25 protein-coding genes are annotated in these 25090 nt (G+C 67.5%); 11 read left to right on the top strand and 14 right to left on the bottom strand.

Annotated features, from left to right (window positions below; translation table 11 throughout):
* Window positions 1-79 precede the first annotated feature (79 nt).
* The 4 genes from C8C96_RS05690 to C8C96_RS05675 form a co-directional block, all read right to left on the bottom strand.
* Window positions 80-730 carry an alpha/beta hydrolase gene (locus C8C96_RS05690; RefSeq protein WP_121941729.1) on the bottom strand — a complete coding sequence of 217 codons (651 nt, stop codon included), beginning with the start codon at window positions 728-730 and terminating at the stop codon, window positions 80-82.
* 87 nt (window positions 731-817) lie between these two features.
* A complete protein-coding gene (locus C8C96_RS05685) occupies window positions 818-1177 on the bottom strand; it encodes a ferredoxin (RefSeq protein ID WP_121941728.1) in 360 nt (119 codons plus the stop codon).
* A 98-nt stretch (window positions 1178-1275) separates the two neighbouring features.
* Entirely contained in the window at window positions 1276-2379 is a 1104-nt protein-coding gene (locus C8C96_RS05680) for a VanZ family protein (RefSeq protein WP_056057538.1), read from the bottom strand.
* A gap of 18 nt (window positions 2380-2397) precedes the next feature.
* Window positions 2398-2826 (bottom strand): CopD family protein, encoded by a 429-nt coding sequence (locus C8C96_RS05675; protein WP_015012180.1) that lies wholly within the window; start codon window positions 2824-2826, stop codon window positions 2398-2400.
* 288 nt (window positions 2827-3114) lie between these two features.
* Between C8C96_RS05675 and hemB the strand changes: the two genes are divergently transcribed.
* Both hemB and C8C96_RS05665 read left to right on the top strand, forming a co-directional pair.
* Entirely contained in the window at window positions 3115-4122 is a 1008-nt protein-coding gene (hemB, locus tag C8C96_RS05670; RefSeq protein WP_056057768.1) for a porphobilinogen synthase, read from the top strand.
* A gap of 60 nt (window positions 4123-4182) precedes the next feature.
* Entirely contained in the window at window positions 4183-5430 is a 1248-nt protein-coding gene (locus C8C96_RS05665) for a magnesium transporter CorA family protein (RefSeq protein ID WP_199737445.1), read from the top strand.
* A 75-nt stretch (window positions 5431-5505) separates the two neighbouring features.
* On the opposite strand, the gene C8C96_RS05660 is transcribed toward C8C96_RS05665, so the two are convergent.
* Both C8C96_RS05660 and C8C96_RS05655 read right to left on the bottom strand, forming a co-directional pair.
* Window positions 5506-6366 carry an amidohydrolase family protein gene (locus C8C96_RS05660; protein ID WP_121941726.1) on the bottom strand — a complete coding sequence of 287 codons (861 nt, stop codon included), beginning with the start codon at window positions 6364-6366 and terminating at the stop codon, window positions 5506-5508.
* A 106-nt stretch (window positions 6367-6472) separates the two neighbouring features.
* On the bottom strand, window positions 6473-7162 hold the full coding sequence (locus C8C96_RS05655) for a dienelactone hydrolase family protein (protein WP_121941725.1): 690 nt from the start codon (window positions 7160-7162) through the stop codon (window positions 6473-6475).
* Window positions 7163-7285: 123 nt separating this feature from the next.
* Here C8C96_RS05655 and C8C96_RS05650 point away from each other — a divergent pair, with 123 nt between their 5' ends.
* From C8C96_RS05650 to C8C96_RS05625, 6 genes are all read left to right on the top strand, one after another.
* Window positions 7286-8032: an SDR family oxidoreductase gene (locus C8C96_RS05650; protein ID WP_121941724.1), complete on the top strand. Its 747-nt coding sequence runs from the start codon at window positions 7286-7288 to the stop codon at window positions 8030-8032.
* Between the two features lie 176 nt (window positions 8033-8208).
* On the top strand, window positions 8209-8844 hold the full coding sequence (locus tag C8C96_RS05645; RefSeq protein ID WP_055402029.1) for a MarC family protein: 636 nt from the start codon (window positions 8209-8211) through the stop codon (window positions 8842-8844).
* 6 nt (window positions 8845-8850) lie between these two features.
* Window positions 8851-9555 carry a winged helix-turn-helix domain-containing protein gene (locus C8C96_RS05640; protein ID WP_121941723.1) on the top strand — a complete coding sequence of 235 codons (705 nt, stop codon included), beginning with the start codon at window positions 8851-8853 and terminating at the stop codon, window positions 9553-9555.
* Between the two features lie 66 nt (window positions 9556-9621).
* Window positions 9622-11088 (top strand): two-component system sensor histidine kinase CreC, encoded by a 1467-nt coding sequence (gene creC, locus C8C96_RS05635; protein WP_121941722.1) that lies wholly within the window; start codon window positions 9622-9624, stop codon window positions 11086-11088.
* A 113-nt stretch (window positions 11089-11201) separates the two neighbouring features.
* On the top strand, window positions 11202-12638 hold the full coding sequence (gene creD, locus C8C96_RS05630; protein WP_121941721.1) for a cell envelope integrity protein CreD: 1437 nt from the start codon (window positions 11202-11204) through the stop codon (window positions 12636-12638).
* On the top strand, window positions 12635-12994 hold the full coding sequence (locus C8C96_RS05625; RefSeq protein ID WP_233584166.1) for a hypothetical protein: 360 nt from the start codon (window positions 12635-12637) through the stop codon (window positions 12992-12994). The genes creD and C8C96_RS05625 overlap by 4 nt, the downstream gene beginning before the upstream one ends.
* 104 nt (window positions 12995-13098) lie before the next feature.
* On the opposite strand, the gene C8C96_RS05620 is transcribed toward C8C96_RS05625, so the two are convergent.
* From C8C96_RS05620 to C8C96_RS05605, 4 genes are all read right to left on the bottom strand, one after another.
* The gene (locus C8C96_RS05620) at window positions 13099-14145 is read right to left on the bottom strand and encodes a sensor domain-containing diguanylate cyclase (protein WP_015012168.1); all 1047 of its coding nucleotides are present in this window, start codon (window positions 14143-14145) and stop codon (window positions 13099-13101) included.
* Window positions 14146-14348: 203 nt separating this feature from the next.
* Window positions 14349-14885 (bottom strand): hemerythrin domain-containing protein, encoded by a 537-nt coding sequence (locus C8C96_RS05615; protein WP_121941720.1) that lies wholly within the window; start codon window positions 14883-14885, stop codon window positions 14349-14351.
* A 167-nt stretch (window positions 14886-15052) separates the two neighbouring features.
* Window positions 15053-15634 carry a hypothetical protein gene (locus C8C96_RS05610; RefSeq protein WP_056057507.1) on the bottom strand — a complete coding sequence of 194 codons (582 nt, stop codon included), beginning with the start codon at window positions 15632-15634 and terminating at the stop codon, window positions 15053-15055.
* Window positions 15635-15744: 110 nt separating this feature from the next.
* Window positions 15745-15963: a CsbD family protein gene (locus C8C96_RS05605; RefSeq protein WP_056057504.1), complete on the bottom strand. Its 219-nt coding sequence runs from the start codon at window positions 15961-15963 to the stop codon at window positions 15745-15747.
* A gap of 576 nt (window positions 15964-16539) precedes the next feature.
* Between C8C96_RS05605 and C8C96_RS05600 the strand changes: the two genes are divergently transcribed.
* From C8C96_RS05600 to C8C96_RS05590, 3 genes are all read left to right on the top strand, one after another.
* Window positions 16540-18210: a DUF1800 family protein gene (locus tag C8C96_RS05600; protein ID WP_370107349.1), complete on the top strand. Its 1671-nt coding sequence runs from the start codon at window positions 16540-16542 to the stop codon at window positions 18208-18210.
* A gap of 8 nt (window positions 18211-18218) precedes the next feature.
* Window positions 18219-19673, top strand: coding sequence for a DUF1501 domain-containing protein (locus C8C96_RS05595; protein WP_121941718.1), 1455 nt, complete (start codon window positions 18219-18221; stop codon window positions 19671-19673).
* 87 nt (window positions 19674-19760) lie between these two features.
* A complete protein-coding gene (locus tag C8C96_RS05590) occupies window positions 19761-21137 on the top strand; it encodes an NAD(P)/FAD-dependent oxidoreductase (RefSeq protein ID WP_121941717.1) in 1377 nt (458 codons plus the stop codon).
* Between the two features lie 77 nt (window positions 21138-21214).
* On the opposite strand, the gene C8C96_RS05585 is transcribed toward C8C96_RS05590, so the two are convergent.
* From C8C96_RS05585 to C8C96_RS05570, 4 genes are read right to left on the bottom strand one after another with little or no spacing between them, the layout of a single operon-like run.
* On the bottom strand, window positions 21215-21907 hold the full coding sequence (locus C8C96_RS05585; RefSeq protein WP_121941716.1) for an ABC-type transport auxiliary lipoprotein family protein: 693 nt from the start codon (window positions 21905-21907) through the stop codon (window positions 21215-21217).
* A 54-nt stretch (window positions 21908-21961) separates the two neighbouring features.
* Window positions 21962-22930, bottom strand: coding sequence for an MlaD family protein (locus C8C96_RS05580; protein WP_121941715.1), 969 nt, complete (start codon window positions 22928-22930; stop codon window positions 21962-21964).
* On the bottom strand, window positions 22930-23805 hold the full coding sequence (locus tag C8C96_RS05575) for an ABC transporter ATP-binding protein (protein WP_121941714.1): 876 nt from the start codon (window positions 23803-23805) through the stop codon (window positions 22930-22932). Before C8C96_RS05575 ends, C8C96_RS05580 begins: the two co-directional genes overlap by 1 nt.
* Window positions 23802-24926 (bottom strand): ABC transporter permease, encoded by a 1125-nt coding sequence (locus C8C96_RS05570; protein WP_121943895.1) that lies wholly within the window; start codon window positions 24924-24926, stop codon window positions 23802-23804. The genes C8C96_RS05575 and C8C96_RS05570 overlap by 4 nt, the downstream gene beginning before the upstream one ends.
* Window positions 24927-25090: the final 164 nt, after the last annotated feature.

Here is a 25090-nt window from a genome sequence, read left to right as displayed (position 1 = left end):
AGAGGCTCGAAAAAGGGGTGGGAGAGTGGGCGGGAGAGGGAAGACGACGGACGGCCGGAGCCGGTCCGGGCGGCGCCCCTCAGGCGCCCGATTGCAGGTGGCGGACCACCAGGTTCTTCAGAAGCGGCAATTGTCCGTGAAAGAAATGACCGCCTGCGGGGACGACTGTGACAGGCAGTATCTGGGGCCGGGCCCAGTCCATCACGGCGGACAGCGGCACGGTGTCGTCCTGCTCGCCGTGCACGACCAGCGTGCGCAGGTGGGCATCGGGCGGCACCGGGGCCACCGTGAAGCGGCTGGCGGCCGTGCCGACCAGCACGGCCTTCTCCACGCGGTGCGTGGGCCACAGTGCCTCCAGCGCATGGCTGGTGACAAACGCACCGAAAGAAAACCCCGCCAGCGCCAGGGGTTGCCCCTCGGCGGCGGGAGCCACCTGCTCCACCACCGCCAGCAGGTCCTGCAACTCGCCCCGGCCTTCGTCGTACACGCCGGCCGTAGCGCCCACGCCGCGGAAGTTGAAGCGCACCGCCGTCCAGCCACACTGCACAAACGCGCGCGCCAGGGTCTGCACCACCTTGTTGTCCATGGTGCCGCCAAACAGCGGATGCGGGTGGGCGATGATGGCGACGCCACGGGGCGCCGCGCCATCGGCCAGGGTGGCGCTGTCGCGCACGGCCTCGATGGCGCCTGCGGGGCCGGACAGGGTCAGGCGTTCGGTCTGGGCATTCACGGATTTGCTACTCAATCAATAGCAGCAGGGGCATGATCCACTAGCGCCTGCTGCCAAAATTGTTCCAAGACAGGGATGGAGCCGCGCTCAGCGGCCAAGTTCCGCTGGCGTGACCAGACGTTCCACCACCTGGCCGTTCTTGAGGTGCGATTCGACGATTTCGTCGATGTCCGCCACGTCCACATAGGTGTACCAGGTGCCCTCGGGGTAGACCACCGCCACGGGGCCGCCCGCGCAGCGGTCCAGGCAACCGGCCTTGTTCACGCGCACTTTGCCGGCACCCGCCAGCCCGGCTGCCTTGACCTGGGCCTTGCAGCGGTCAAAACCCGCCTGTGCGTTGTGGTGCGCGCAGCTGTCTTCCCCGTTGGTGCGCTCGTTGAGGCAGAAGAAGATGTGGCGCTGGTAGTAACCGGGCGCTGCGGCCGGTGCGGAAGGGGTGTCGCTCATCCCTGCATTTTAAGGACCCCTGCCTCTCCCAGCGGACGAGGCCACGCCCCAAGTCCCTGCCCGGCCACACAGAAAGCCGGAGGCCATCGCCCTGCGACTCAGGCCCCGCCCTCTCGCCGGGACACCCGAAACACCACATACAGCAGCGTCAGGTAGGGCCACAGCCAGCCCAGCCACTGGCCCAGGCCATAAAAACGGATGAAACGGCCCTGCTCCCAGATCTGCAGCGTCTGGGCAAAGTAGGCACTGGTAGGCGCCTGGTTCAGCAGTGCCAGGTGCCAGGTGAGCGCCAGCAGCAGCACGGCAGCGCAGGCACGGCGCGGCAGGGCCAGCATCAGCAGGGCCAACGCCAGCGCCGCCCACACGCCCACGCGCACGGGCAGGTCCATCCACTCCCAGGCGTGCACGGGGCCCCAGCTGAGTGCGGCGGACAGCGCGGTCAGCACAATGCCCACACCCACCACCGCCAGCGCAAACAGGGCGCGCCGCCCCATCTGGCGGATCACGCAATACCCCAGCAGGCAGGGGATGAGCAGCCCCAGGGTGACGCACAGCAGCTCGCCGCTGGGTGACAGCGGGTCCAGCTCGGTCTCGCGCAGGGGCAGCCACTCCAGGAACGGCGTATCGGCCAGCAGGTCGATGAGCGCGGCCTCCAGCCGCTCCAGCACCTGGCCCAGGCCAAAGGGCACCGCTGCCGGAAACAGCAGCGCCAGCGGCCACAGCGCCAGCAGCACCATGCCGCCCGAAGCGTCGGACACAAACCAGCGCGCCCGGAAGTCGCTCCAGCGGTCCAGCGCCCCCAGCCGCTCCAGCAGCGCGGCGCTCAGTGCACCGGCCAGCGTGCCCAGCGCGTTGAGCGCCAGGTCCAGGTTGGAGGGCACGCGCCGGGGCAGGTAGATCTGCAGAAATTCCATGCACAGCGACAGCAGCGTGCCCACCAGCGTGGCCAGCGCCACCGCCCACAGCACACGCCGCCAGCCCGAGCGCAACAGGCCCAGCACCAGCAAAAAGCCCAGGGGCGCGTACCCCACGAGGTTGGTGACCACGTCAAACCCCGTCCAGTACGGCGGGGGCAACCGGGCCAGCAGGAAGACCAGGGGGTCGATGCCCTGCTCGCGCCACCCGTCAAACGGGAACAGGCTGGCAAAAACGATCAGCGCCGTATACGTCAGCGCGAGCGGCCAGGCAGAGGTTTTGTGCATGCGCCCTCTGCGTCTCCGTCAAAAGGGTTTGACCACCACCAGCACCACGGCCACCAGCAGCAGCAGCACCGGCGCTTCGTTGAACCAGCGGAACCACACATGGCTGCGGCGGCTGGTGCCGTCGGCCAGCTTGCGCAGCAGCACGCTGCACGCATGGTGGTAGCCGATGACCAGCACCACCACGGCCAGCTTGGCGTGCATCCAGCCATTGCCGGGCCCCCGGCCGATGCCGTAGCCCAGCCACAGCCACAGTCCCAGCGCAATGGCGGGCACGGCCAGCAGGGTGGTGAAGCGCATCAGCTTGCGTGCCATGAGCAGAAGGCGGTCGCGCTCGGCGGCCGAGCCGGGCGCCACCATCGCCAGGTTGACGAAGATGCGCGGCAGGTAGAACAGGCCCGCAAACCAGCTGGCCACGAAAACGATGTGAAAGGCTTTGACCCAGAGCATGGGGGCAGTTTACGGGCCTACGCCACTCCGACGGGACAACCCCAAAAAAAAGCCCGGCAGATCCGCCGGGCCGGGAAAGCCTGTGCCGCATCGCTGCAGCCCAGGTCCCGCTCAGGGAGGAAAAGCGGGGGGCGGCAAGCCGCCCGGCACCAATCTAGCACTGGGCATGGGCGGTTACAAGCGGCTTTTCCACAGCGGGCCCGGAGCGCCAACGACCGCGGCCCCACCCCATGCCACCGGGGTGCGGATAGGTGCCCGGCGCCTTGGGGAGGGCTTCATAATCCGATGATGCATCTCCAAAGCCCTGCCCCATTCCCCCAGAACCGCCCCCGCCGCCTGCGCCGCGATGCATTCACCCGCCGCCTGGTGCGCGAGAACGTGGTCACCGCGGACGACCTGATCTACCCCGTGTTCGTGCACGAGGGCACGAACCGCAGCGAGGCCGTGACCTCCATGCCCGGCGTGGACCGCCTGAGCCTGGACCTGTTGCTGCCCGTGGCCGCCGACTGCGTGAAGCTGGGCATCCCGGTGCTGGCGCTGTTCCCGGCGATTGACCCGTCGCTCAAGACGCCGGACGGCAAGGAAGCCCTGAACCCCGACGGCCTGATCCCGCGCGTGGTGCGGGCGCTGAAGAAGGAGTTTCCCGACCTGGGCGTGATGACCGACGTGGCGCTGGACCCCTACACCAGCCACGGCCAGGACGGCGTGCTGGACGAGACCGGCTACATCATCAATGACGAGACGGTGGAGATCCTCACTGGCCAGGCGCTCACGCATGCCGAGGCGGGCGTGGACATCGTCGCCCCCAGCGACATGATGGACGGGCGCATCGGTGCGATCCGCGAGGCGCTGGAGGTGCAGGGCCACATCCACACCCGCATCATGGCCTACAGCGCCAAATACGCCAGCGCCTTCTACGGCCCGTTCCGCGACGCGGTGGGCACGCGCGGCGCCCTGGGCAAGGCCGACAAGAACGTGTACCAGATGGACCCCGGCAACAGCGACGAGGCCCTGCGCGAAGTGGCCATCGACATCGCCGAAGGCGCCGACATGGTGATGGTGAAACCCGGCATGCCCTACCTGGACATCGTGCGCCGGGTGAAGGACGAGTTCCACGTGCCCACCTTTGCCTACCAGGTGAGCGGCGAGTACGCCATGATCAAGGCCGCTGCCGCCAACGGCTGGCTGGACCACGACGCCGTGATGATGGAAAGCCTGCTGGCCTTCAAGCGCGCAGGCGCCGACGGCGTGCTGACCTACTTTGCGCGCGACGTGGCACGTAAGCTACAAAAATAATAGCTATCAGCGCATATTCCACTAGCGCTACCGGCGCTTTTGACTGAAACCACGGTGTCCATGCGCATCTTTCACATCCACAGCAGCGGCGTGCAGGAGCTCACCGCCCTGCCCGCCCAGATGCCGGCGCAGGGTTTCCTCTGGATCGCCTGCGCGCGTCCGGCCTTTCAGGCGCGGCTCGCCGAGATCCAGGGCCGCCTGCAGGCGCTGATCGGGCTGCAGCTGGTGGACCTGCATGTGTCCGACCTGCTCAACGCCCAGCTGCCCTCGCACTACGACTACACCTCGCAGTACGACCTGCTGGTGTTCCGCCGCCTGGCCACGGTGCAGGGCGATGCTGCGCAGGCCGGGCAGCCCGGGCCTGCTGCCCCCGCCACACCGGCCGTTGCCGCCGAGCCCGACAACAACCCCAACGCCCCGGTCAAGCGCAGCGGCCCGCCCGTGCTGCGGCGCATCGACACCAGCCCCGTGGGATTTGCGGTGTTCGACCAGCTGCTGCTGACCGTGCACCCCACCGACTGCGCGGTGCGCGATGCCTACGCGACGCGGCTGCTGGCAGCCACCCCGGCCAACAGCAATGGAATCGGCAACGGAACCAGCAGCGCCAGCAATACCAGCCACGCCCACGGCAACGCCCACGCCAGCCCCGGCATGGGCGAGGGCCGCAGCAGCCCGATCTCGGGCGCACGCCTGCCCACCAGTCCCGCCGACCTGATGCTGCGCGTGGTCAACCAGATGGTGGACGGCTACCTGGACCTGCGCCGCGAGCTCACCCGCCAGCTGGACCACTGGCAGACCGAACTGCTCAAGCCCCGCGCGCGGTACGTGAACTGGACCTCGCTGCTCGAAGCGCGCCTGTCGCTGCACATGCTCGACGAGATCTGCGAAGACCAGCGCACCGCCGTGCAGGACTGGATCGACGCGCTGGAAACCTGGGCCCTGCCCGACACGCCGGCGGGCCTGCGCGAGCTGGACCTGCTCAAGGTGCGCAGCCGCGACGTGCTGGAGCACATCGAGCGCGTGGTGCACCACGTGCGGCGCCTGGAGCAGAGCACCGAAACCGCCGTGCAGATGCACTTTTCGGTGCAGAGCAACCGCACCAACGACATCATGCGCACCCTCACGGCGCTCACGGCCGTGTTTTTGCCGCTGAACCTGATTGCGGGCATTTTCGGGATGAACTTCGAGTTCATTCCACTGGTGCACAAGGCCGACGGCTTCTGGTGGGCCATGGGGTCGATGGTGTTCATCGCGGTGTCGCTGGTGCTGCTGTTCTGGCGCAAGCGGTATCTGGCGAGGACGAGGTGACATCCCGCTGAGCGGCGGGGTCAGCGCCCGTATCGCGGGGCGTCAGCCAGACCAAGGAGCGCGCGCTCCAGTGCGTTATGGCCGGGCCACCCCAAACAACCCTGCCGCGTTGTCCCACGCCACCTTGCGCGCCACATCGGCGGGCAGGCCGCCCAGCCACTGGCGGTAGCCCTGCATCAGGCTTTCGTAGTGCTGCCAGCGCTGGTTGACCCAGGTGTCCGAGCCGATCACGAAGCGCGTGGGGTACTTGAGCAGCAGCGCGCGCCAGGCGGGGCACAGCTGGTTGTCGTCGCAGACCAGGCCGGGGCGGTACGAGAGTTCGCCCACCAGGCCCGGGTAGCGGGCCATCAGGGCGTCCACCCGCTCCACAGGCGCGCCGCCAATGCCGGTGTGGGCCCAGATCAGCCGCGCCTTCCGGCCTTGGGACGGGGTGTTGGCCATCAGCAGGTCGATGGCGGTGTCGTCCACATGGGCCAGCACCACCAGGTCCCGCTGCTCGGCCAGGGCCATGAGCTTTTTGGCCACGGGGCCGTTGGCGTTGGCACTGTCGTAGAGATGGAATTCGCCCAGGCCCCGGTACGGGCCGGCCGGCGTGCCCCGGGCCAGTTCGGTCTGCACCATGTCGTAGATGGTGTCGTCGGCAAACCAGCCGGTGTAGTCGGCGCGGTTGCGGTACAGCCGCACAAACGGCACAACCGCCACACCGGCCTCACGGGTCTGCGGCAGGCCCGCCAGGGTGAGCGACCCGGCATTGGGCCGCGAGTTGGCCACGATGGCGCGTACGCCGCTGGCCTTCATGCGCGCCAGCACATCGGCGGGTGGGTGCGGGCCTGAGCGGCCGTCCCACGCTTCTTCGTTGTAGTGCAGGTGGGCGTCAAACAAGGGGCCGGTGTAGTCGGCCGCTTGGGTGGCGGTGCATAGCGCTATCAAACCCATAGCTTCCAGCGCATGACGGACTAGCGCTTGGGACCAAAAACGCCTGAAATCCGCCATGACCACCCCCGTTGGTTGTTCGCTACCGTGTCGCCGTGCTGTCGCGGTCTCAGCCCAGGTGCTTGGCAAAGAAGGCCAAGGTGCGCTCGCGCGCCGTGTTGGCGGCGGCCTCGTCATAGCTGCCGCGCTGGTCGCAGTTGAAGCCGTGGTCGGCGGCGTACACATGCACTTCGACCTCTGGGTGGGCCTTGCCGAAGGCCTGCACGCTGTCCAGTGGAATCCAGTGGTCGCGCTCGCCAAAGTGGGCCAGCACCGGCACCTTGGGCGTGCGGGCCACTTCTTCCGGCGTGGTCACGCCACCGCCGTAGTACGGCGCGGCGGCCGACAGGCCCTGCAGCAGACAGGCTGAGCGCCAAGTCAGCAGGCCGCCCCAGCAGTAGCCCACGATGCCCACCTTGCCGCCGCTTTGCTGCGCGGCGTAGTCGATGGCGGCCTGGATGTCGGGCAGCACGCCCGGCGCGGGCAAGGCTTCGACCGCGGCCTTCAGGCCCATGCCGGCCTGCATGTCGTCACCGGTGTAGCCCAGCTCCACCCCCTGTTTGACGCGGTGGAAGGTGGATGGCGCCACGGCCAGGTAGCCGCTGGCTGCGTAGCGGTCGGCCACCGAACGGATGTGCGAGTTCACGCCAAAAATTTCTTGCAGCACCACCACGGCGCCACGGGGCGTGCCCTCGGGCCTGGCGACCCAGGCGGGGGCCACAAAACCGTCACTCGACGTCAGATCGACAAACTGTCCCATGCTGAATGCTCCTTGGATTTGGTACGTATGGTGCGCAGAGGGTCCGCGCTATGGGTGAGGACGCTGCGCTGCGGGGGGGCAGAACCTGTTCCAATGCGCCATTCTTGCAGGAGACCCCACCCCATGGAGAAGATCGCACTAATCACTGGCGCCAGCCGGGGCATTGGCGCCGCCACCGCACGGCTGGCCGCAAAACATGGCTGGGCCGTGGCCGTCAACTACCTCGCCAACGAGGCCGCCGCCCAGAGCGTGGTCGATGCCATCCGTGCAGACGGCGGCACCGCCATCACCGTGCAGGGTGACGTGGCGAACGAAGCCGACATCCTGGCCATGTTCCAGGCCGTGGACACCCAGCTGGGCCGCATCAGCGCCCTGGTCAACAACGCCGGGGTGGTGGACGTGACCGCCCGGGTGGACGCAATGAGCACCGAGCGCCTGCGCCGCATGTTCGACACCAACGTGATCGGCAGCATCGTCTGCGCCCGCGAAGCCGTGCGGCGCATGAGCACGCGCCACGGCGGCAGCGGCGGTGCCATCGTCAATGTGTCCAGCGCCGCCTCGCGCCTGGGCTCGGCCCACCAGTACGTGGACTACGCGGCGGCCAAGGGCGCCATCGACACCTTCACCATCGGCCTGGCGCGCGAGGTGGCGGCCGAGGGCATCCGTGTGAACGCCGTGCGTCCGGGCCTGATCGAGACCGACATCCACGCCAGCGGCGGCCTGCCCGACCGGGTGCGCGACCTCTCGCACCAGGTGCCCATGCAGCGCGGCGGCACGGCCGACGAGGTGGCCGAGGCCATCGTCTGGCTGATGTCGCCCGCAGCGAGCTACACCACAGCCACCTTGATGGATGTGTCGGGCGGGCGCTAGGAGAGAAGGCCCGGAGCCACCCGTGGCAGGCACGCTGCAATGCAGCATGCCTGGCCGCCAAACGGCGCAGAAAACACCGCATACTCGCGCACAGCCCGGGCTGCGCCACCCTCATCTGCCGTTGGCCTGAGCCCCCCGAAGAACCACCCTGCCCACTTGCCCTTGGGAGCGCCCTGATGGACCTCAAACCCCTGATCACCCTGCTGGCCATCGTGAACCCACTGGCCATCGTGCCGTTCTTCATCCACTACACGCAGGGCTTCTCGTACCCGCAGCGGCGCCGCACCATCCAGGTGGCCAGCTTCAGCGTGTTCTGCGTGATTGCAGCCTGTGCGCTGCTGGGCCTGCAGATCCTCGACTTCTTCAACATCTCGCTGCAGAGCTTCCAGGTGGGCGGCGGCATGCTGCTGCTCATCAGCGCGATGAACATGCTCAACGCCCAGCCCGCCGAGGCAAAGCCCAGCACCAACGAATACGAAGAAGGCGCCGAAAAGGCCGCCGCCGGTAGCAGCATTGCCGTGGTGCCGCTCACCATTCCGCTGCTCACCGGCCCGGCCAGCATGTCCACCGTGGTGATTTATGCCGACCGCGCCCAGACCTTCTGGCAGCACGCCGCGCTGGTGGGCTACGGTGTGGTCATCGCGCTGGCCACGGCCGTCTGCTTTGCGCTGGCCGACCCCATTGCGCGCGTGCTGGGCAAAACCGGCATCAATGTGATGACCCGCCTGATGGGCCTCATCCTGGCTGCGCTGGCCGTGGAAGTGATGGCCGACGGGCTGGGCAAGCTGTTCCCCATCCTCGTCGCACGCTGACCCTCCATGTCCGCCCGCCTGCTGCTGCTCGAAGACGACCCCGCCATCGCCCGCACCGTGGCCTATGCGCTGGAGCGCGATGGCCTGACCGTCACGCACAGCCTACTGGTGCACGACGCGCGCCAGCAGCTGCAGAGCGCACGGTTTGACCTGCTGGTGCTGGACGTGGGCCTGCCCGACGGCAGCGGCCTGGACCTGCTGCGCGATGTGCGCAACACCGCGCCCACCGCCGCCCTGCCCGTGCTGATGCTCAGCGCCCACGGCGAAGAAATCGACCGCGTGCTGGGCCTGGAGCTGGGTGCCGACGACTACCTGACCAAACCCTTCAGCCCGCGCGAACTGGCTGCGCGCGTGAAGGCTCTGTTGCGCCGCGCGGGCCACGGCAATGGCAACAGCCACCCGGCAGCGCCCGCCGCCACGGCCGCCGCGCTGTTCCACGACGACGAGACGGGCCAGCGCATCAGCCTGCGCGGCCAGGCCCTGCCGCTGACCCGGCGCGAGTACCGCCTGCTGTCCCACCTGCTGCGCGGCGCAGGCCGCATCCACTCGCGCGACGCCCTGCTGGCCGCCGCCTGGGGCGACGACAGCGAAAGCACCGACCGCACGGTGGACACCCACATCAAGACCCTGCGCGCCAAGCTGCGCGAGGTGGACCCGGCGCGCGAGTACATCAGCACGCACCGGGGCATGGGGTATTGCCTGGACATCTGAAGCCCAATCGGCCACTAGCGTCCATCGCTCAAGCGCTGGCAGCTATTGTTTTTGAAGTAACGCACCATGCGCCTCGGCATCCGTCTGCTGTTCGCCTTCTTCCTCATCAACGGCATCGCCGCATTCTTTGTGCTGCGCGTGTTCATGGCCGAGATCAAGCCCAGCGTGCGCGAGGTGATGGAAGACATGATGGTGGACACGGCCAACATCCTGGCCGAGCTGGCCAGCGAGGACCTGGCCGCCGGGCGGCTGGCGGCACAGGCCAACAACAGCAGCACCAGCCCGTTTGCCCAGCATGTGCGGCGCTACGCCACGCGGCCCGTTGATGCGGCCATCTGGGGCTTTTCCAAGCAGTCGCTTGACTACCGCATCTATGTGACCGACACCACGGGGCGCGTGCTGTTCGACTCAGAAAACCGTGCCATCGGTGCCGATTATTCGCAGTGGCGCGACGTAGCCCGCACGCTGCGTGGCGAGTACGGCGCGCGCTCTACGCGCGATGTGGAAGATGACGACACCAGCGGCGTGATGCATGTGGCCGCGCCCATCTACGTCAAAAGCCAGATCGCGGGTGTGCTCACCGTGGCCAAGCCCACGCGCACGGTGCAGCGCTTCATCGACCGGGCCGAGCGCAAGGTGTTCATGGGCGGGCTGTTGCTGCTGGCGCTCTCGGCCGCCGTGGGCGTGGCGGTGACGCTGTGGATGGTGTGGAACGTGCGCCGCCTGCGCGACTACGCCCTGAGCGTGCAGGGCCCGGCCGACGGCGAACGCCACGACCCGAATCTTCCGCCCCCCACGGCCCTGGCCGTTCCCGAGGTGCCCGGCGAGCTGGGCGACCTGGCCCGTGCCATGGACCGCATGCGCGCGCGGCTCGAGGGGCGCGACTACATCGAGGGTTATGTGCGCGCCCTCACGCACGAACTCAAAAGTCCTGTGGCCGCCATCCGCGGCGCGGGCGAGCTGCTGCAGGACGAGCTGCCCTCCGCCGACCGCGCCGAGTTTGCGACCCAGGTAGTGCAGCAAAGCGAACGCCTGCAGCGCATCATCGACCGGCTGCTGGAGCTGTCCAAGCTGGAGCAGCGCCAGCACGCCGAAGGCCGCGCGCCCGTGGCGCTGCACGACTGCGCCGAGGCCGCCATTGCCCAGACCCGCGCCCGCGCGGGGCAGCGCGGCATCACGCTGGCATTGGAAGGGCACGGCACCAGCGGCCCGTGGGAGGCCGAACTGGTGACGCTGGCGCTGACCAACCTGCTGGACAACGCGATCGACTTTGCACCCGCGGGCAGCACGGTGCGGGTGGAGCTGGACGGCGCCACGGTGGCCGTGCAGGACAGCGGCCCCGGCGTGCCCGACTACGCACTGCCGCGTCTGGGCGAGCGCTTTTTCACCACCGCACGGCCGGGCGGCGAGCGCAGCGGATCGGGCCTGGGGCTGGCGATTGTGCAGCGCGTGATGGCGCTGCACGGCGGGCAGATGGTGGCGCGCAACACAGCACCGGGGCTGCGGGTGGAGCTGGTGTACCGCGTCGCCTGAGCAGCGAAAGCCACCGCCAGCGATCCCCACTTCACACTGGCCTCACAAACTTCATAGCGCCCTCACAGCGCGCCACAACACTGCCTCCACAACAGTCACTTGTGGAGGATCTTTTGTTCAAACACCCCTTGTTCACCAAGCTGGCGGCGCTGACCGCCATCACCGTGTTGCTGCTCTTTGGCCTGGGCCTGATCGAAGACGTGGTGCGCGACCGGCTGCGCTACCGCAGCATCACCGCACAAAGCGTGGCCGAGAGCCTGGCCGGGCCGCAGACGCTGATGGGCCCCATGATCCACAGCGCCTGCGTGGAAAGCTGGGATGAAGAAGTCGGCAAGGGCGAGGAGCGCCGCATGGTCGAAAGGCGCCGCGAGTTCATCCTAACCGCCATGCCCGAGCAGCTCAAGCTCACCACCGGCGCCGCGATGGAGGAACGCGCACGCGGGCTGCACAAGGTGAACACCTACAACCTCAAGGCCCACGTGACGGCGCAATGGGGTTCGCTGGCCAGCCTGCTGCCGCAGAGCAGCATGAAGAATTCGCGCATGCACTGCGGCGCACCCATTGTGATGATGGCCGTGGGCGACGCGCGCGGCATCCGCACCGCGCAGTTCACCATGGGCAGCCAGGCGCTGGCCCTCAAGCCCGGCACCTTCCACCCCACCTACAGCCGGGGCCTGCACGCGGTGCTGCCCGAATCCGTGCGTGGCAAGGCCGATGGCCTGACCGCCACGCTGAACCTGGAACTGGTGGGCACCGAGCGCCTGGCCATCGTGCCGCTGGGCGGCAACACCGAGGTGCTGATGACCAGCAGCTGGCCCCACCCGTCGTTTGCCGGGCGCTTTCTGCCATCAGAACGCGAGGTCAAGAAGACCGGCTTTTCGGCCCAGTGGCGCCTGTCGTCGCTGGCCACCACGGCGCAGGCCGACATTGCGAACGGCAAGCGCATCTGCCTGGGCGCGGATGAGGGCAGCGACTATGCACACAGCGGGGCCACGCCGGGCGACTGCGCCGACAGCTTCAGCGTGGCCTTCATCGACCCGGTGAATCCCTATTCCCTGTCGGACCGCGCGACCAAGTACGGTGTGCTGTTCATCGCCCTCACCTTCGTGGCCGTGGGCCTGTTCGAGCTGATGAAGAAGCTGCGCGTGCACCCAGTGCAGTACCTGCTGGTGGGTAGCGCGCTGTGCAGCTTCTTCCTGCTGCTGGTGAGCCTGTCGGAGCACCTGCCGTTTGGCATTTCGTACGCGGTGGCGGCCAGCGCGTGTGTGCTGCTGCTGGCCTATTACGCCAGCCACATGCTGGGCGGGCTCACGCGCGGTGTGCCACTGGGGGCGGGCATTGCGCTGCTGTATGGCCTGCTGTACGTACTGCTGCAGCTCGAGCAGACAGCGCTGGTGGTGGGTGCGATTGCGCTCTTCCTGGTGCTGGCAGCGGTGATGGTGCTGACGCGCAAGGTGAACTGGTACGGGCTGTCGCAAGGCGGCACGCCCCCGCGCCCCACCATGCCGCCCATGCAGCGCCCCGCAGCCCCCCGCGCGGAGGCTGCATGAACGCCGCCGCGCAAACCACCCGCTGGGCCCAGTACCTGGCGCAGGCCCAGGCACTGACGCCGCCCGCCAGCACCGGCCCCGCAAGGGGCCCCGCGCTGACCGCCGCCGAAGCGGCCCGCGTGCAGCGCCACCGCGACCAGTTGATGGCGGCCCTGCGGTCGCAGGACCGGCTGGCCTTGCACTGCGCCAAGCAGCAGGTGCTGGACGCAGCCTTTTGCCCCCACCGTGCCGAGGCGGACCACAGCCACGGAGGGCCTGCAAGCGGCGCTGCAGATTCGCCCGCCCTGCGCCGGGCGCTGCGCGACCTGGCGTGGCGCACAGCGGCCTTGCTGTTGCCGCGCCGGCCGGAGTTCTGAAGGTGTCCCGGGGGCCGTGCGCAGGCCCCTGGGGCACAATTTTTAGTAAAAACAGGGGGTTGCGCTAGTGCAATATGCGCCAGCAGCTATCAAAAGCAGAGCATTTACACCACCACGGTGCGGCTGCGCCCCTCGCGCTTGGCGGTATAGAGCGCAGAGTCCAGCAGGCGCAGGGTGATGTCCAGCGGCCGCAGCGGGTCGAACAGGGTGAGCCCCATGCTGACCGACAGCACCAGCGCCGGCTCGATGCCGGGCAGCGGGTGGGCGGCCAGCGCCGCATGCACACGCTCGGCCACCACCTGTGCCTGGTCGAGCCCGGTGGCGGGCAACAGGGCCAGAAACTCCTCGCCCCCCCAGCGCCCCAGCACATCGGCCGCCCGGAAGACGTCGCGGCACAGGGTGGCAAACAGCTGCAGGGCCTGGTCACCCACATGGTGGCCGTAGACGTCGTTCACGCGCTTGAAGTGGTCCAGGTCCATCATCAACAGGCTGGCTGGCTCATTGCCGCGCTGCAGCAGCGCCCATTCCTGGCGCAGGCGATCGGTGAACGAGCGGCGGTTGGCCAACCCGGTCAGCACATCGGTGTGGGCCAGCACCGCCATCTGGTGGCGCGCCGCCTCCAGCTCCATCAGCATCTGGCCCTGGCGGTCGTTGGCACGCTTGAGCTCCAGCAGCCGGATCACCTGGCGCGCCAGGGCGGACAACAGGTCCTGCACCTTGGCTGACAGCTCGCGCGGCCGGTGGTCCAGCACGCACAGCGTGCCCAGCACAAAGCCATCGGGCGTGACCAGCGGCGCCCCGGCGTAAAAGCGCAGTGGGTTCTTCTGCGTGACGATCGCATAGTGCGCAAAGCGCGGGTCTTGTGCCAGGTCGGGCACGATGAAGACGCCGGACTGGCGGATGGCATAGCGGCACACCGACTCGCTCAACGGGGTTTCCCGCAGCGCAAACCCACGGGCGGCCTTGAACCACTGGCGCTGGCTGTCCAGCAGGCTGATCAATGCCACGGGCGCTTCGCACACGTAGCCCGCCAGGTCGGCCAGCTCGTCGTAGGCGGGCTCCATGGGCGTGTCGAGAATGCCGTAGCGCTGCAGGGCCTGGAGACGGGCAGTGTCGTCGCAGGGGTCGTCGGGAGGGGTGGTGTCGGCCATGATGCGAAGCGGCCGCGCCGCCCCCAATTGCCTTGAGATGGGGCAGCATGCCACACAAGCAGGACGGCTGCACGGGTGGAAGCCCGATGGCCCCCGGGTCACGCCAGAGTGGTGCTCTGGCCGTGCCGTGCCTGCCTCTCGTTTGTTCGTTCAGCGTCTGCTGACGCTTGCCGCTGCGGGCAGACAGCGCAGCTGCGTCGCTGTCAGGCAGCCACAGCGGGCGCGATATCGCGTCGGGCAGCGGGCTCGCTCGCACCCGGGGCGTCGGTGTCCGAACACGTGGCCCCACCGCAACCGTGGATCAACGCACCCGGTAACGCGCCGGGAGCGTGCACCACGCCGGTCACAGGGTCAAACCCCACACGGCGCAGGTGCAGGGCCAGCGAGGCATCCATGCTCTGCGCATGCTGCGGAAACCACAGCGCCAGCTCGCTGGCCATGACGCGCAGCACCTTCAGGTCGCCCTGTTCGGCGCGGGCCGTGCCTTCACGCATCACCTGCAGCACCACCTTGTGCTGCATGCTGTGGCAGTTGCCCGATGCAAATCGGGTGGAGGCCATCCAGTCGTCTTCCTGCCCGAAATGCTGCTCGGTATGCTCCACCAGCGCGCGCCAGCGGGGCAGCAGGTCGGCGTCACCGGCTTGGTCCACAGCGGCCAGCAAGTCGACGAACTCCCGGTGGGTGTCATCCATCAGGGGCAGGTCGAGGTTCAACGCATCAGACCATTCGAGGTGGGCCATGGGACTCCTTGGGCGGGCAGATCAAACGAAGGTGCGAGCTTAGAAGCCCCGGCCCGGCCGGGTGTTGATGCAGGTCATGGCCACGCCATACGCAGCCAGGCCCTGCACCGCGCGCGGCGGGCAGGGCCTGGTAGTGCAAGGGACTTGGGCGCCCAGCGCCCGCCCCATCAGCTCTGGCCGTACATGCGCTTGGCGTCGTCCACACACTTGGACTTGAGGTCGCCAGTCATCGTCTCGCAGCGCTCCTTGGCAGCCTTGTAGTTGGCTTCATTCTTCTCGGCGGTGGCGTCCTTGCGCGCCTCGGCCACGTTGGCGGCCTTCTCGGCCGCTGTGTCTGCAGGCTTGGCCTGGGCGGCGGCCACCTTGGCGTTTTCCTTGGCCTTCACATGTTCGGCCTTGGCATCCTTCACGCACACATCCTTGGCGTTGCCAGTCAGGTCGTCGCACTTTTCCTTGGCGACAGCGTAGGCGGCGTCGGCACGGGCTTCAGCCACCTTCTGGCTGGCCTTGGCGCTGGGCTTGTACTGGGCTTCGAGCTCGGCCTTGGCCACGTCTTCGGTGCCCTTGGCTTCCTTCATACAGATGTCCTTGGCGTTGGCCTTGAGGGCATCGCATTTTTGCTTGTTCATCTTGTAGTCCGCCGAGATGCTGTCCTTGGCGGCCTTGTGCTCTGCGGGGGTCATGGCAAAAGCGGTGGTAGCCATCAGACCGGCGGCGCAGGCGGCGATCAGGGTGCGTTGGAATGTCATGGTTTTCTCCTCGATGAAATTGAATGCAATGGGTGTGAATCTTGTAGGGGCGGTGCGCCAGGGGTGGCCTGGCGGGGGCGGGGCGAAAGCCCCGCAGCGCGGTCGCGCTATCAGTCGTTGAAGCGGAAGTCGGGGTGGCGGTCCTGCCATTCCTTGAGCTGCTTTTCGGCCACGTCGCGGGCGATGCCCTGGCGCTCTTGCAGCTTGCCCAGGAACTGTTCGCGCTTGCCGTCGATGACATCGAAGTCGTCGTTCGTGAGCTTGCCCCACTGCTCGATCATCTTGCCCTTGAACTGCTTCCAGTTGCCCTTGATGGTGTCTTCATTCATGGTGTAACTCCTCAAAAAACTTCGCTTCAGCCATCCACTCGGAGTGCGTGGAACCTTTGCGTGATGCGATGGAATTCACTGTAAAAATGATCTGGCGATGGCGCCGTAGTCCATGCCACGCAGCACACGTCAGCACAGGACTACGGGCGTGACGGACATCGCCGATGCAACGGTGCCCGCCCTCTGGCGGATGCCCAACAAGGGCTCACCAGGGGTACAAAGTGTTGCAACCGCCCATCACCGGATGCCCTGCTTCTCAAGGAACCTCCAGCAATGTTTCTCTTGGTAACACTTGTGTTTGCAAGTGGTCGCGGCATGTGATTAAGTCGTGCCTGCGCACTCTGCTTTGCGCGGGTTTCCATCTCAATCACCATGACCAATTCATACGCGGAAACTCTGACGACCGAGGTCGCAGAGACAACAGAGGGCGCCGCCTTCATCCCCGATTCCGTTCCTGCCCAGCGTCCAGGTAGTTCGGCGCCGTTTTTAGCGGCACTAGCGACAGCCAGCGCAGTGACCGCCTGCGGAGGCGGAAGTGCCGACAACAACACCACGCGCGCGCTGGACGGAGGGGTCATGCCACGGCCCATATCCGATGGGTTTTCTTATCCCGCTCCGACCACCGACAGCGAGGCGGCCCGGTTTCTCCTGCAGGCCCAGTTTTCGGCATCCACGGAAGAGATAGCGGCGCTGCGCTCGAGCACATACGCCGATTGGCTGAGCAGACAATTCAATGGACACCCGGGCGCCAGCGGCTGGGACTGGCTGAATGATCGCGGCTATGCAGCTGTCAGCAACGACACGGCTTACTACGACAACTCCTACCCCGCCGATTACATGATCTGGTATCAGCTCATGAAGTCAACCGATGGCCTGCGAAAGCGCGTTGCGCTCGCACTCTCGGAGATCTGCGTGGTCTCCACCAATGGCGTGGATATCAATTGGCGCTGCCATGCGATGGCCTGGTACTGGGACCAGTTGGTGAACAACGCGTTTGGCAACTACCGCTCCGTGCTGGAAAACGTGACGCTGAACGCCGCCATGGGCTACTACCTCAACACCCGCGGCAACCAGAAGGAAAACGCTGCCACCGGCCGACAGCCCGACGAGAACTACGCGCGTGAGGTGATGCAGCTCATGTCCATCGGGCTGGTAGAGCTGAATCTTGATGGCACGCCCAGACTGGACGGCAACGGCAAACCCATCGATAGCTACACCATGAATGACGTGACCAACCTGGCACGGGTGTTCACAGGCTACGACTACGACCAGTCACAAAACGTTCCGATCACGGTTCCAGGTACGACGCGCGTGGTCCCCAACACTACCTACACGCGCCTTCCGATGGCGCTCAATGCGTCTCGCCACTCCACCCTGGCGGCCACTTTCCTGGGCGCCACCATACCCGCCAACACGCCGGGCGCAGCCGCCCTCAAGAGCGCGCTGGATACGCTTTTCAACCACCCCAACGTGGGCCCGTTCATTGGCAAGCAGCTCATCCAGCGCCTGGTCACCAGCAACCCATCGCCTGGCTATGTGGCGCGAGTGGCATCAGTGTTCAACAACAACGGGGCGGGGGTGCGCGGCGACATGCGTGCGGTGATCATGGCTATCCTGCTGGACGACGAGGCCCGCTCACCGGCAGGGCTTACTCAGCCGACCTTCGGCAAGCTGCGCGAGCCCATGCTGCGTTTTGTGCAATGGGGCCGCACCTTTGGATTGAACTCCGCCCGAGGCACCTGGAAGATTGGCGACCTGAGCGATCTGGGGTCCCGTTTGGGCCAAAGCCCACTGCGATCTCCCTCCGTGTTCAATTTCTTCCGGCCCGGCTATGTGCCGCCGTCCACGGCATTGGCTACCGCAGGCGCTGTAGCCCCCGAATTCCAGCTGGTCAATGAGAGCAGCGTGGGGGGCTACCTCAACTACATGCAGGGCGTGATCCGCAACGGCATCTACGTGAATGCCCCCGAACTGCCCAACAACGGCAGCACCGCCAACAACGGATACGACATCAAGGCCAGCTACGCCAACGAGCTGGCCATCGTGGCGGATGCGGACGCGCTGGTCGCACGCATCAACCTGCTGATGTGCGCAGGCCAGTTGTCCGCAGCCACCGTCAAGCTCATTACGGACGCGCTGAAGGCAACGCCCGTCACCGCCGCAAGCACCGACGCCGTCAAGCTCGACCGTGTAGCAGCCGCCATTTTTCTGGTGATGGCTTCGGCCGAATACCTCGTTCAAAAGTAAGCCCTGCCATGCACCTGCTTCAACCCGAACTCCACACCCGCCGCGCGTTTCTGCGCCGCTCCACCCAGCTGGGCCTTGCGGGCACAGCCCTGCCCTTTGCGCTCAACCTGGCTGCCATGGGAGAGGCGGCAGCCTTCAACGCCACGGACTACAAGGCGCTGGTCTGCGTATTCCTGTACGGCGGCAACGACTATGCCAACACCGTCATCACCTATGACGACGACAGCTACACACGCTACAGCGCCATCCGGGGCGGTGGGGCGGGTCAGAGCGCTGGCGGAATCGCGCTCGCCAAAGCGGACCTCACCCCCACGCTGCTGACGCCCACCGTCCCCCTGCCCGGTGGCCGCCAGTACGCGCTGCACCCGGCCATGACGGGGCTGGCCGGCCTGTTCAACAGCGGCAAGGCGGCCGTGCAGCTCAACGTGGGCCCGCTGGTGGTACCGCTGACGCGCGCCCAGTACAACAGTGCCGACCGCGCCACCTACCCGGTGCCGCCCAAGCTGTTCTCGCACAACGACCAGCAGTCGGTATGGCAATCGTCCTCGCCCGAGGGCTCCACCGTGGGCTGGGGTGGCAACATTGGTGACCTGGCGCTGTCCTCCAACGGCAATTCGCTGTTCACCTGCATCTCGGTCACGGGCAATGCGGTGTTCCTGTCGGGCGACTCGGCGCTGCAGTACCAGGTCAGCACCAATGGGGCCGTGGCCATCAATGGTGTGAAGAACCGGGTCTACGGGTCATCTGCCGTGCAGAGCGCACTGACTTCGCTGATCCAGCAGCCACGCGCGCAGACGCTGGAGAACGAGTACAACCGCGTGACCACCCGCGCCGTGGCGGCCGAAAGCCAGATCACCAACGGTCTCGCTGGCGTGACGCTGGCTACCACCTTCCCCAGCAACAACTCCCTGGCCAACCAGCTCAAGATGGTGGCGCGCCTCATTGGTGCGCGCAGCACCCTGGGCAGCAAGCGGCAAGTGTTTATGGTGTCACTGGGCGGCTTTGACCTGCACGACAACCTCATCGCGCAACAGCCCGGCCTGCTGCAGCGTGTGAGCGAGGCCATGACGGCGTTCTACAACGCCACCGTGGAGTTGGGAGTGGCCGATAAAGTCACGGCTTTCACCGCCTCCGACTTTGGCCGCACGCTCAGCTCCAATGGCGACGGCTCAGACCACGGCTGGGGCAGCCACCACCTGATGGTGGGCGGCGCGGTCAAGGGCAAGGCCTTTTACGGCAGCGCGCCGCCGGTGAGTGTGGGCAGCACCGCAGCCCCCGAAGACCAGTGGCACGTGGGCCAGGGCCGCCTGCTGCCGTCCACCTCGGTGGACCAGTACGCCGCCACCCTGGCCAAGTGGTTTGGCGTGGCCGACAACGAAATGGCGGGAGTGCTGCCCAACATCACGCACTTTGGCGCAGCGGCGGGGCGGCCGGACTACCCGGTGGACCTGGGGTTCCTGTGACTCGATGGAGCCCCCGTGACCCGGGGGCCTGCAGGTCGCGACCACGGCAAGGGCCTGGGGCCTCCACGGCTCCCCAATAATGGCAGCATGACGACTCCCTCTGCTGCCCCGCTTCGCCCCCGCGTGGTCATCATCGGTTGCGGATTCGGCGGCCTTGAAGCCGCCCGGGCCCTCCAAGGCGCGGCGGTGGATGTGACCCTGGTCGACAAGACCAACCACCACCTCTTCCAGCCCCTGCTCTACCAGGTGGCCACGGCCGGGCTGTCGGCCCCGGCCATTGCGGCGCCCATTCGGCACCTGTTCCGGCAGCAGCGCAACGTGACCACCTTGCTGGGCGAGGTCATCCGCATCGACGTGGGCCAGCAGTCCGTGCATCTGGCAGACGGCGCCACGCTGCCGTACGACCACCTCATCGTGGCCGCCGGCGCCACGCACAGCTACTTTGGCCGCGATGAGTGGGCGGCCTATGCGCCCGGGCTCAAGACGCTGGACGACGCGTTCGAGATCCGCCGCCGTGTCCTGCTGGCGTTCGAGGCGGCCGAGAAGGAGCCCGACCCCGTACGCCGCGCAGACTGGCTCAATTTTGTGGTCGTGGGCGCAGGCCCCACGGGCGTGGAGATGGCCGGCACGCTGGCAGAGATTGCGCGCCACACGCTGCCCGGCGAGTTCCGCCACATCGACCCCGCGAGCGCGAAGATCATCCTGCTCGAAGGCGGTGCACGCGTGCTGCAGGCCATGCCCGAGGCCCTGAGTCAGCGCGCCAAGGAACAACTGGAAAAGCTGGGCGTGGACGTGCGCCTGGGCGCCCGCGTCACCGCCATCGACAGCGATGGCTTGAAGGTCGAATCACCTGCAAGCGCTAGTACATCAAGCGCAAACAGCTATCAAATAAATAGCAAATGCATTGTATGGGCCGCTGGCGTGGCTGCGTCACCCCTGGGCCGCCACTTGGCGGATGCCACCGGTGCCAGCACCGACCGCGCGGGCCGCGTGGTGGTGGAGCCCGACCTGACGTTGTCCGGCCACCCCGAGATCAGCGTGATCGGCGACCTGGCGGCCGCCAAGAGCCACGTGGCAGGCCATAAGCCCACGCCCGTGCCCGGCGTGTCGCCCGGCGCCAAGCAGATGGGCCGCGCCACGGCGGCCAACATCCTGCGCCGCCTGGCGGGCCAGCCCACCCAGCCGTTTCGCTACCGCAACTACGGCAACCTGGCCACCATCGGCCGCAACTCCGCCGTGGTGGACCTCACATCGCCCGCCGGGCCAGTGCGGTTTTCAGGCTACTTTGCGTGGCTGTTCTGGCTGTTTGCGCACGTGTACTTCCTCATCGGCTTTCGCAACCGGCTGGTGGTGCTGCTGGACTGGGCCTGGGCGTACTGGAGCTTTGCGCGCTATGCGCGGGTGGTGACGGGCATTGAACGCCATGAGACCGCGCCCCCGTCCCCGACACCGCCGGGCACCTGACGGCCACGCGCGCTGCGTGGCGCAACGGCCAAAGCCAGCGCCTTGCCTGCAGGCTCTGGCCACAAAGACCTGTTGCGTTACTGCCCCACCTGCTCCACCCACGCTGCCAGCTCACTGGCCAGCTGGCCCGACGCCGCTGCCAAAGCGGCCACGCCGCCTGCCGCATCGGCCGACTTGGCGGGCTGCTGCACGATGAACACGCGCTGGCCGCGCAGCGATTCGCCCGCCGGGGTCAGCTCGACCACCGTGGCGCGCAGGCGCACCACCCCGGCGCTGTCGCTGGGGCTGGTGAACAGGTGGCTGAACTCCTCCAGCTCGGTGCGCAGCACCAGGGGCAACTTGTTGCCCTGGGCGGGCTCGCGAGCCTGGGCGGCGCCGTCGTCGGCCTTGAGCACGGGGCGGCGCTGGCCCAGTTGCTCGCGCAGGCGCTGCTGCAGCAGCTGTGCAGGCGGCTGGCTCCAGCGGGCCTGGCTGTAGGGGCGCAGCTGCTGGGCGTCGGCATAGGCCAGGCGGTACAGCACAGCGTTCCCCCCCTCGGGCAGGCCGGGGGCGTCCATGTCGGCCATCGCCAGCGGAGGCAGGGGCGCACGGCGGTCGGTGGGCACGGTGGCCAGCGGGCCGGGGCCAAAGTCATACAGCACGGGGCGGGCCGGAGGCGCTGGCAGGGCCGAGCAGCCCGTGAGCAGCAGCACCGCCGCCAAACCACAGCCCCACAGGACGGTAGCGCTAGATGAATATGCCTTGGTTGCTATGTTTTTAATAGTATTCATGTTCACTCCTCACAGAGGGCCTGCGCCACCAATGCAGCGCGGGAGGGGTCCAGCTCACGGGGCGCCGCCAAACCCTGGCTCACCCGGCCCGGGCGGGATGCGCCCCGAGCCATAGATGAACAACTGCGGGTTGTCGCTGATGCCCCCCGCAGCGCGGCCCATCTGGCGGGCGGCACGGGCCGTGTCGTCGGCGGCGCGGTTCACTCGGGGCAGGGTGGCGGTGCTGAACTGGTCCGCTGCGCGCGCCAGCGACTGGGTGCCAGCGGTGATCTGGTCAATGGGGCCGCCGTCGGCGTTGAGCCGCTGGTTGGTCTTGCCCAAGTCCACCGCCAGGGCCGACACACTGGCGCCCGCCTGCTGCAATGACTGCAGGGTCTGGCGCGCATCGCTGGCCAGGGGCGGCAGCGCGGCCAGGGCCGGGTCCAGGCGCTGGGCCACGGTGGCATCGAGCCGCTGGGTCAGGGTGTTGACGCTGCTGGCGGCCTGGCCGATGCTGGACAGCGCCTCGGTGAGCTTTTGCTGGTTGTTGTCGCCCAGCAGCTGGTTGATGCGGCGCGTGGCCTCTTCGACCTGGCCGAGGATGGCGGGCGCCTGTTCGGCCAGCTTGCCAAACGGCGAGGGCTTGAGCGGCAGGCGCGGCAGGCCGCTGGGGCCGGGGGGCAGCTCGGGGTAGGGCTTCTCGGCATCGTCCAGTTGCACGTGTGCCAGGCCGGTGACGCCCTGGTAGCCCAGCACCGCAAAGGTGGTGGGGCTGATGGGCGCCTGTTCGTTGACCGCAATACGGATCAGCACGTTGCCGCTCACCTGGGGGTCGAACCCGATGCGCGTGACCTTGCCCACGGCCACGCCCTTGTAGCGAACGGTGGCCTGGGGCTGCAGGCCACTCACGCCGTCGCGGGTGGAGAGTTCGTACTGCTCATAGTTGGCGTTGTCACGCGTGAGCCAGATGGCCAGGCCTGCCAGCATGGCGGCCACCACCAGCACAAAGATGCCTGCGGCGAGGGCGTGGGATTTGTTTTCCATCAGGGATGTTCCTTGTCGGGCGCAGGCACGGCGGCGGTCTGCACCGGGGCCTGCTGCACAGGGGGCACGGGGGCCATGGCGCGTTGGCCACGTTCGCCCATGAAGAAGTGCTCGATGAACGGATGCGAAAAGTGCGCCACCTCGTGCGGCGGACCAGTGACGATGACCTTCTTGTCCGCCAGCACCGCCACGCGGGTGCTGAGCGCGAACAGCGTATCCAGATCATGCGTGACCATGATGACCGTGAGCCCCAGCGCCGCGCGCAGCTCGCGCAGCAGCGCGCAGAAGTCGTCGGAGCTGCTCGGGTCCAGGCCCGCCGTGGGCTCGTCCAGCAGCAGCAGCGGTGGGTCCATGATGAGCGCGCGGGCCAGCGCCACGCGCTTGACCATGCCCCCCGACAGGTCGGCCGGCATGCGCGTGGCGTGTTCGGGCTGCAGGCCCACCATCTGCAGCTTGACCAGCGCGGCATCGCGCACCAGGTCGTCGGGCAAGGTGCCCTGCTCGCGCAGCGCAAAGGCCACGTTGTCGAGCACGTTGAAGGCCGAAAACAGCGCACCGTGCTGGAACAGCATGCCCACCCGGCTGGCTGCCCCCTCGCGCCCCATCTCGGACGCGGGCCGCCCCAGCACGGTGACCTGCCCGCGCGTGGCCCGGGCCAGGCCCAGGATCTGGCGCAGCAACACCGTCTTGCCCGTGCCCGACCCGCCCACCAGCGACAGCATCTCGCCGCGCTGCACGGTGAAGTTCAGGTCCTGGTGCACGGTGAAGGTTTCGTCGCCCTTGCCGAACTGCGTCCAGAGGCCTTGCACATCCACGATGGGCGGCTCGCCGGGTGCGACGGCGATGTGTTCGGGCTTGGCGATGCGCTCAGTCATATGCCGATGTTCTTGAACGCTATGGCAAACAGCGCGTCCACGATGATCACCATGGTGATGGACGACACCACCGACGCCGTCGTGCCTTCGCCCAGGCTCTGGGTGTTGGGCTTGACGCGCAGGCCCCAGTGGCAGCCGATCAGCGCAATGAACGCACCAAACACCACCGACTTGGCCATGGCCAGGCCCAGGTTGCCGATCTTTACCGCTGCGGGCAGTGCCTGCACAAAGTACGACGGCGAGATGTCCATGGAGATGTCGGCCGCCAGCATGCCGCCCGCCAACGCCGCCAGCGTGGTCCACACGCTGATGAGCGGCATCGCCAGCGCCAGCGCCAAGGTGCGCGGCATCACCAGCCGGAACCCGTGCGGGATGCCCATCACGCGCATGGCGTCCAGCTCCTCGGTCACCCGCATCACACCGATCTGTGCGGTGATGGACGAGCCGGAGCGGCCCGCCACCAGGATGGCCGCCAGCATGGGCCCCAGCTCGCGGATCAGCGAGATGCCCAGGATGTTGACGATGAATGACTCGGCACCAAACTGCCGCAGCTGCAGGCTCATCAGGTAGGCCAGCACCACACCGATGAGGAACCCCACCAGCGCCGTGATGGGCAGCGCCGTGGCGCCCATGCGGTACAGATGGCCGGACACATCACGCCACGGCCCCTTGCGCGGTGCGCGCGCCAGGCGCCCCAGGTCCAGCACCAGCTGGCCCACCATCTCCAGCAAGTGGCGGGCGTGGTCCACACCGTGCAGCACCAGCACGCCCAGGTGGTCGACCTGTTCGCCCAGGCGCCAAGGCTCAGGCGGCGGTGCAACACAGGTGAACTGAGCCACCCGTGCCAGCATGGTGCGCTGGCTGTCGGTGCAGGCCAGGTGTGCGGGCCAGGCGTGCTGCCAGTGGTTCCACAGCAGTTGCGCGCCCACATGGTCCAGCCACTGCAGCTCCCGCAGGTCCCAGCCCAGGGTGGGGGCGGGGGGTGCGCTGCGCAGTTGGTCCGACACGGCCTCCCACTGCGCCGCGTTGCCCAGCTCGGCCGCACCCCAGCGCCCACGCAGCTGCGCACACGGCCCTTGGGGCGTATCGGCGCGGACGATGTAGGGAGCGTGGTCGGTCATGGGTCTGGCCGCCAGGGCAGCCGCAGGGGTGGGGTCGTCAAGAAGCAGCAAGGAAGAGCGTGCATGGTAGCGGAGCGAATCTTGCACGCGCTGTCGGACACGAGCCTGTCAAGCACAGACAGGCGGCGAAGCGTGTAATTATTATCAAATCAGCGCCAAGCGCA

This window comes from Acidovorax sp. 100, from assembly GCF_003688355.1.
Classification (GTDB): Bacteria; Pseudomonadota; Gammaproteobacteria; order Burkholderiales; family Burkholderiaceae_C; genus Acidovorax; species Acidovorax delafieldii.
The sequence above is the reverse complement of the archived record's forward strand: the minus strand, read 5'-3'. Positions and strand labels throughout refer to the sequence as shown.